The 7015-nt window shown below is 65.4% G+C and carries 8 protein-coding genes and 1 pseudogene; 8 read left to right on the top strand and 1 reads right to left on the bottom strand.

Going from position 1 to position 7015, the window contains the following annotated elements; all coding sequences use genetic code 11:
• Positions 1-288: 288 nt before the first annotated feature.
• The 8 genes from ABZ881_RS30695 (at position 289) to ABZ881_RS30730 (ending at position 5883) form a co-directional block, all read left to right on the top strand.
• On the top strand, positions 289-1377 hold the full coding sequence (locus ABZ881_RS30695) for an SDR family oxidoreductase (protein ID WP_358489532.1): 1089 nt from the start codon (positions 289-291) through the stop codon (positions 1375-1377).
• 273 nt (positions 1378-1650) lie between these two features.
• The gene (locus tag ABZ881_RS30700; RefSeq protein WP_358489534.1) at positions 1651-2976 is read left to right on the top strand and encodes an aromatic ring-hydroxylating dioxygenase subunit alpha; all 1326 of its coding nucleotides are present in this window, start codon (positions 1651-1653) and stop codon (positions 2974-2976) included.
• Positions 2973-3476, top strand: a complete 504-nt coding sequence (locus ABZ881_RS30705) for an aromatic-ring-hydroxylating dioxygenase subunit beta (protein ID WP_358489537.1) — start codon at positions 2973-2975, stop codon at positions 3474-3476. Before ABZ881_RS30700 ends, ABZ881_RS30705 begins: the two co-directional genes overlap by 4 nt.
• A 49-nt stretch (positions 3477-3525) precedes the next feature.
• Entirely contained in the window at positions 3526-3711 is a 186-nt protein-coding gene (locus ABZ881_RS30710) for a hypothetical protein (RefSeq protein ID WP_358489540.1), read from the top strand.
• On the top strand, positions 3708-4601 hold the full coding sequence (locus ABZ881_RS30715; RefSeq protein ID WP_358489542.1) for an alpha/beta fold hydrolase: 894 nt from the start codon (positions 3708-3710) through the stop codon (positions 4599-4601). Before ABZ881_RS30710 ends, ABZ881_RS30715 begins: the two co-directional genes overlap by 4 nt.
• A gap of 13 nt (positions 4602-4614) precedes the next feature.
• Entirely contained in the window at positions 4615-5415 is an 801-nt protein-coding gene (locus ABZ881_RS30720; protein WP_358489545.1) for a hypothetical protein, read from the top strand.
• Between the two features lie 10 nt (positions 5416-5425).
• Complete coding sequence (locus tag ABZ881_RS30725; protein ID WP_358489547.1) at positions 5426-5692, top strand: hypothetical protein; 267 nt, start codon at positions 5426-5428, stop codon at positions 5690-5692.
• Positions 5689-5883 (top strand): ferredoxin, encoded by a 195-nt coding sequence (locus ABZ881_RS30730; protein ID WP_358489549.1) that lies wholly within the window; start codon positions 5689-5691, stop codon positions 5881-5883. Before ABZ881_RS30725 ends, ABZ881_RS30730 begins: the two co-directional genes overlap by 4 nt.
• A 125-nt stretch (positions 5884-6008) precedes the next feature.
• Here the strand turns inward: ABZ881_RS30730 and ABZ881_RS30735 are convergent.
• Positions 6009-6731, bottom strand: a pseudogene (locus ABZ881_RS30735) (transposase); the annotation flags it as partial.
• Positions 6732-7015 lie beyond the last annotated feature (284 nt).

A 7015-nucleotide genomic window follows, 5' to 3' on the forward strand; every position in this document is an offset into this window, starting at 1 on the left:
GTCAGGAACAAGATCGACAGCCATGTCGAGCGACTCTGCCGCAGCTCAGTGAGTGTCTACAGCAGACACGCCGAACTCATTCTGAAACCATCTCTAAGTCCACCTCGCGATGTGACGCAGCTGGCGAGGCTCCACTACTGCTCCCGATGAATAGATGAAATCCAAACTATTATATAGACGAGCACATGGCGCGCGCCATAGCGTAAGGACGAACCCCGCCCCGGAGAGAACGCCGCATGAACTGGTACGTACTCGCCGGAGCAGAACCACCTTGGATTGGGAGCGAGCATGTCGATGGACGAGGCGGCGAGCCCGGCAAGCTCGAACGCAGCTGCGGCCCGGGCAAAGCAGGACGAGATGGTGGAGCGGGCGCTTCGCGAGTGGCGCGGCGATCTCGACGAACGGGTCGTCGTGGTCACCGGCGGCGCCCGCGGCATTGGCCGGTCCATGTCCGAAGCGTTGATCCGCGCCGGTGCGCGGGTCGTCGCCGCTGACCGGAGCTGGGAAGGCGCCGAGGACTTCCGCAAGCAACTCGATGCCGAGCAGGGGCTGGCCGTCGAGGTGGACATCACCGACGACGCGCAGCTCGACGCCGCCTACAAGGCGGTCACGGACCGGTTCGGAACCGTCGACGTCCTGGTGAACAACGCGGCCCTGGTCTCGGAGACGCTCTTCGCGCCGACCGGCCACCGCAACACCCTGGACACGACCGACCAGGACTGGGAAACGATGTTCGGCGTCAATGTCTTCGGTACGCTCAAGGTCATCCGCCGGTTCATCAGGCCCATGCGGGAGAAGAAGCGCGGCAGCATCATCAACGTCGTGAGCAGCGGCGTCCTGCCGGTAGCCGCCGGAGGCGGGTACCACGGGCTGCGCCCGTGGACGGTCGAGATGCCCTACCAGGCCACCAAGGCGGCCGTCACTGCGCTGACGTTCTACCTCGCCGAGGAGGTGCGCGGCGACGGTGTCGCAGTCAACGCGATCATGCCCGGGCACACCCGAGCATCGTGGTTCGACACCACCGCCCGGGCGTTCAACGAGATCGGGGTCGTTTACTTCATGCGTCCGGCGGTCTCCGAGCACCTGCTGCCGATCACGCTGTTCCTCTCTGCTCAGGACGGCCGCGGGACGGCTGGTCGGCTCTACTACGTGCCCGAATGGAACTACGACCACGGTTACGGCGACTACGCCGCCTGGCTGGACCACGAGCTGCCACCGGACATGGAGGAGATATACAGCCGGCTCGAGGCAGCGATGCCGAAGTACGAGCGGGCCGGCGTTCCGCACCTGCCCTTCGACGCACAAGGCGCGCTCTATGCAGCGGCCATGGCCAACCTCGGCTCGCAGGAGAACTGGGCGGGCGGCAGCACCCAGTGAAATGACCCTCGACACCGCGGTGTTCCACACCGCTGCGGACGCACGAGTGGGTGTTGCCCCCGAAGAAGTGCTTCATATCGTTTCTGTTTAGAAGATCGCAGTTCTGATTTGCAGAGGACCTCGCCGGTCGCGACAGGTCGATGGGTAGGGTCTGTCGTACCACACCGCCAAGAGGCCAGTTTCAAGAACTGTGCCCGTCGAGCGCCAGTCCCAGGTCCCGGCCGGGGTAAGAACCAGGCGGACAAGAGCGTGAGTGCACAAGGGAGTGCTGTAATGACGATGACCGTCCCGCGGCCGATGGTCGCGCCCACCCGGACTCCGGCCGACCTCGTGCGGCCGGATGAGGGTATAATCAGTCGGGAGATCTTCCGCGACCCGGCGATCTACGATCAGGAACTGCAGCGGATCTTCACCCGGACCTGGCTCTACATCGGGCACGACTCCCAGCTGCGGAAGCCGGGCGACTACATCACCAATGTCATGGGTGAGGACCCGGTGATCGCGACTCGGGGAAGCGACGGTCAGGTCCGAGTGCTGCTGAATTCCTGTCGCCACCGTGGCATGACAGTCTGCTCATCGGACCAGGGCAACGCCAAGTTCTTTCGGTGCCCTTACCACGGCTGGACCTACAGTTCGGAGGGCCCGCTGGTCGGCGTCCCGCGCAGCGCAGATGCTTACCGCAACGAGCTCGACAAGACCCGCCTCGGCCTGGTTGAGGTGCCTCGTGTGGAAACCTACAAAGGTTTCATCTTCGCCAACTGGGATGCCGACGCGATCCCGCTGATCGACTATCTCGGCCGCGACCAGCTTTGGTATCTCGACATACCGATCGAGGGTGCGCTAGGGGGGTTGGAGGTCCTCGGTCCCACCATGAAGTACGTAATTCCGGCCAACTGGAAGCTCGCCGCGGAGAACTTCGCCGGCGACGACTACCACGTTCTCTACACCCATGGGTCGGCGTTCCAGATTGGATTCCTGCCCGACTACGACATCCTGGCCGACTACATCGCCTACTTCGACCACGGACACGGTATGGGGGACATCCCCAAGCCCGGGCGCGGGCTGGCGAACGACCTGATGATGGCCGAGCACTTCGGTCCCGAGGCCGTCGACTACGTCAAGGCCTACAATCAGCGGATCGCCGACCGGCTCAGTCTCGAGCAAGCTGCGGTGCACGGGCTCGGAGAGGGCAACGTCTTCCCTAACCTGTCATGGATCAAGTTCGGCTGCTTCCACGTGTTCGGTCTCTATCAGTGGCACCCTAAGGGCCCCGGTGAACTCGAGGTCTGGCAGACCACGTTCTACGACACCGGCGCCCCCCAGCACGTCAAGGATTATGCGCGGTCGCAGATGTCGCAGGAGAACGCGGCGGCTGGAATTTTCGGCCAGGACGATGGCGAGAACTTCGAGAAGATCACCGAATCGGCGCGAGGAGCGGTTTCCAGAACGCTCGATTTCAACTACACAATGGGAATGGGACACGAGGGTGAGATCGACGAGCCAACCCTGCCCGGCCGGATCGGGCCGCACTATTCCGAACAGAACCACCGCAACTTCTACCGCTACTGGCGCCAGCTGATGACGGAGGACCGGGCATGACCAGCCAGCTGGTGGACCTTCAGCGAGAGGCTGAGCTGTTCCTTTACCGCGAGGCCAAGTTGCTCGACAACAATCGGTTCGACGAGTGGCTGGAGCTGTTCACCGAGGATGCCCGGTACTGGATGCCGATCACCGAGAGCCGGGAGGTCGCCCAGGAACGGGACCCGGTCGCAGGCGAATGGGCGCTGATCGAGGAGGACAAGAGGTTTCTGCTCAAACGCAACGAGCGACTGAAAACCGGTCTGGCCCACTCCGAGCAGCCGCGTTCTCGCACCCGGCGGTTCGTCACTAATATCGTGGCCGCCGAGAAAGCGGACGGTACGGTCGGCGTCGAATCGAATCTGCTGGTCTTTCAATCGCGTCGGGGCAATTCTGAGCAGTTCTTCGTCGGTTGTCGGAAAGACCGACTAGTCCGGGCCGAGTGCGACTGGAAGATTGCCGAGCGGGTGATCCTGCTGGATCACAGAGTGTTGCCCCGTGCAATCTCGATCTACCTCTGAGCGCGACGGTTGGTGCGATGCTTTGGTGATTAGCAATGAGTTTGCCCGAGTGGAGATCAGCCGCGACGACAGCGCCAACGGCACGCGGTTGCGGATCCACAACTCCCGCACCGGGCGTGAGGTGTTCCTGGACCCGCTGCAACTGGAGAGCTTGACCTGGCAGGACGACGCGTTGTTCGCGCGCCTGCTGCACGACCCGTTCGGTCCCGCCGACGACGGAGGAGCAAGGCTATGAGCGAGAATTCGTTCTGGGTGCATGCACTGGGAGCGCAGGTGCGGTACTACGACGCCGGTGGGTTCCGGACCCGGTGCATCGAGGCCGGTAGCGGAGAGCCGATCGTGCTGCTGCACGGCATCAGCGGCCACGCCGAGACGTGGGTCCGCAACGTCACGACCCTGGCGAGGACCCACCATGTCTACGCGTTGGACATGCTGGGGCACGGTTTCACTGACAAGCCCGTGATCGACTACACCGTCCCGGCACTGGCCGAGCACGTGCTGGCCTTCCTGGACACAGTCGACGCGCCGCGGGCGGTGCTCGTCGGTCAGTCGCTGGGTGGCTGGGTTGCAGGCTGGCTTGCGGCGCACCACGCCGATCGGGTCTCGGCGTTCGTCAGCGTGACCGGCGCCGGGCTTCAGGTGGACGCCGGCGGCGCAGCGTTGACCCGCCAGGTCGGCAGCCAGGTTCGAGAGGCGACCAAGACGGCCTTCGCACAGCCGAGCCGTGAGGCGGTGCGCACTCGGTTGGAATGGCTCGTGCACGAAAAGGCCGTGGTGACCGACGAACTGGTCGAGGCCCGCTACCGGATCTTCACCCAACCCGACTTCCTCGCGGTCGCCAACCGGCTGCTCGACGGGCTGACGGAGGGCGAGACGGACGCGCTGGGCCCCGAAGCGCTGACCCGGATCTCCTGCCCGACCCTCGTGCTGTGGACCCGACACAACCCGACCATGCAGTGGCCTGTGGGCGAGGCAGCCAGCAAGCTGATCCCCGGTGCCTCGTTCCACCTCATGGAGAACGTCGCGCATTGGCCGCAGTTCGAGGACCCGGAGGAGTTCCACCGGGTGGTGGGGGAGTTCCTCGGTCGCGTGGTCCCCCGACCGACCGCCATGGCCGAGAGCTGATCCGGTGGGCAAAATGATCGCCGGCTACGGCGCGTCGCACACCGCCCTGATGATCCGGCGGTACGACCCCACCGCGGCCGACCAACGCCGGATCCGCGAGGCCTTCGAGACGTTGCGCACCGAGGTCGATGAGCTGGCGCCTGATGTCGTCGTGATCGTCAGCAGCGAGCACCTGAACTCATTCTTCTACGACAACTACCCACAGGTCTGCGTGGGCATCGGCGACACCTGTACCGGGTTGGGCGATGCCGGTGTACCTGCGGCCGAGGTCCCGTTGGCGACCGACTTTGCCTCCGCGCTTCTCGACGCGGGTGCAGCGCGCGGTTTCGACCTGTCGTGGTCGGCCGACCCCCGGTTGGACCACGGCTTCATGGCGCCGCTCACGTTGATCCGCCCGGAGCTGGATCTGCCGATCGTCCCTATCTTCCAGAATGCTAGTACTCGACCGTTGGCCCCGTTCTGGCGCAGCGCCCAGCTCGGCGAGCTCATAGCCTCGGTGGTCACCGAACGACCCGAGGGCGAGCGGGTGCTGTTGCTGGCCGCAGGCGGCTTGTCCCACTGGGTCGGCACCCCGGGGATGGGCCGGGTGAACGTCGAGTTCGATGAGGGCTTCCTGGACTGTGTTCGCAGGGGTGCGGTTGGCGAACTGCTCACCTGGGACGTCCCGTGGGTCACAGAGACCGCGGGCAACGGGGCCCAGGAGATCCGGAATTGGGTGACCGTCATGGCCGCGTGCCCGTCGCCGGGATCGGTCACGGCCTACGAGCCGGTGACCGAATGGGCGACCGGTATGGCACTGGCCCGGCTGTTCTGAGGAAGCCCTGGTGAATCTCCGACTCGACCGGCTGGTCCGTCAGATGGCGCGCGATCCCGACCTCTTGCGGCGGGCTGGCGACGACCCAGTCGCGGTGGCCGCCGCCGCCGGGGTGACAGTCGAGGACGTGGCCGACGTAATGCTCGTGGACCTGGCCGCCCTACACGCCCGCGGTGTGCACCCTCTGCTGCTAATGCAGCTTGCCGGGGCCACCCACACAGATCCGATGGAGCAGCTGGGCTCGCTGCCGACAGACGAGAGGACCCGCACGAAATGAAGGTCGTCCTGGACGTGGCGAAGTGCGAGGGATTCGCCTCTTGTGTGCTGAGCGCGCCGGAGGTGTTCGACCTGGACGAGGAGGACAACGTCGCGATAGTGCTGGAAGCTGAGCCCTCAGCCCGGCTGCGACCGGCCCTGGAGGCCGCAGTGTTGGCCTGTCCGGTGCGCGCCATCACCCTCACCGACTAGTACTCCAGCCGCACTTCGTTATGTTCTTCGTTCGCGACGCCGGTAGTGGCTCTCGCGGGCGCGGTGCTGGTGGCGGCGTCGGCAGGTCGACCAGGCCCATCGCAGGGCCTGGTTGGTGGTGTGGATCAGAGGTGCCAGGAGACGTCGGAGTTCGGCGAGGGTGAGCGGGATGAGCCCGCTGCCAGGTCTTTTGGGGCGATCGCCGCGGTGACCGAGAGGTAGGTGTGGGCGAGCATGGCCAGGGTGATGTGGCGGTACCAGGCGTCGTAGCGGCGGACCTGGTAGTGGTCGAGCCCGACCTCGTTCTTCGCGGTCTGGAAGCATTCCTCGATCGCCCAGCGGGCGCCGGCGACCCGGATGAGGTCGTCGTCGGTAGTGCCGGGCGGGCCGGCGCACAGGTAGTAGGCCAACTCCGGGTCCTCGCCTGTGGCGGTCTGGGTGTCGGTGAGGATCTGGCGGCGGACCAGGAGCCAGCGTCCCCACCCGGCGGGCGCATCCGGTGGCGGGTGCAGGCCGGCCACGGCCCAGTCATAGAGCCGCTCGCCCTTGGCCCCGGGTCCGGCCGAGCGGCGCTTCCACGCCTGCACCGGGGCGCGTGCGACCAGGTCATCAGCACGTCGTGACCCGACCAGTCCGGCGATGTCGGCTGCAAGGTCGCCACCGTGTCCCAGGGGGATGGACTGGCTGCGCGGTACGGCGACGACATAGCTGATCCGGCGCTTTTCGCACCAGGAACGGAACTTGTGGTCCTGCCCGTAGGCCTCGTCCGCAGCCACCCAGGACGCGGGGACACCGGCGTCGAGGGCTCGGCCGAGCATGCCTTTGGCCAGCGTCGCTTTGGTGGCGAACTCGACCTCGTCGGAAGACCAACATCACGAACTGCGGCTGGAGTACTAACGAGGCACTATCAGAAGACCTCGAGAACTGACTCACGAGGTTTCACAACACGCTCTCAGCTTGATCTTTAACCTGGTTGTTGTGCTCTGTTGGCGAGGGTTCGGTTGAGCTTGACCCTGGCGCCGGACACGTCACCTGAAGTGGACCCGGTCCACCAGGGAGGATGTTGTTCGTGCCTGCACCTCACCCGCCCGAGTTCCGGCGCCGCGCCGTGGACCTCGTTCGTGCCGGCGAC

It is taken from the genome of Pseudonocardia sp. NPDC046786 (assembly GCF_040645415.1).
GTDB lineage: Bacteria > Actinomycetota > Actinomycetes > Mycobacteriales > Pseudonocardiaceae > Pseudonocardia > Pseudonocardia kongjuensis.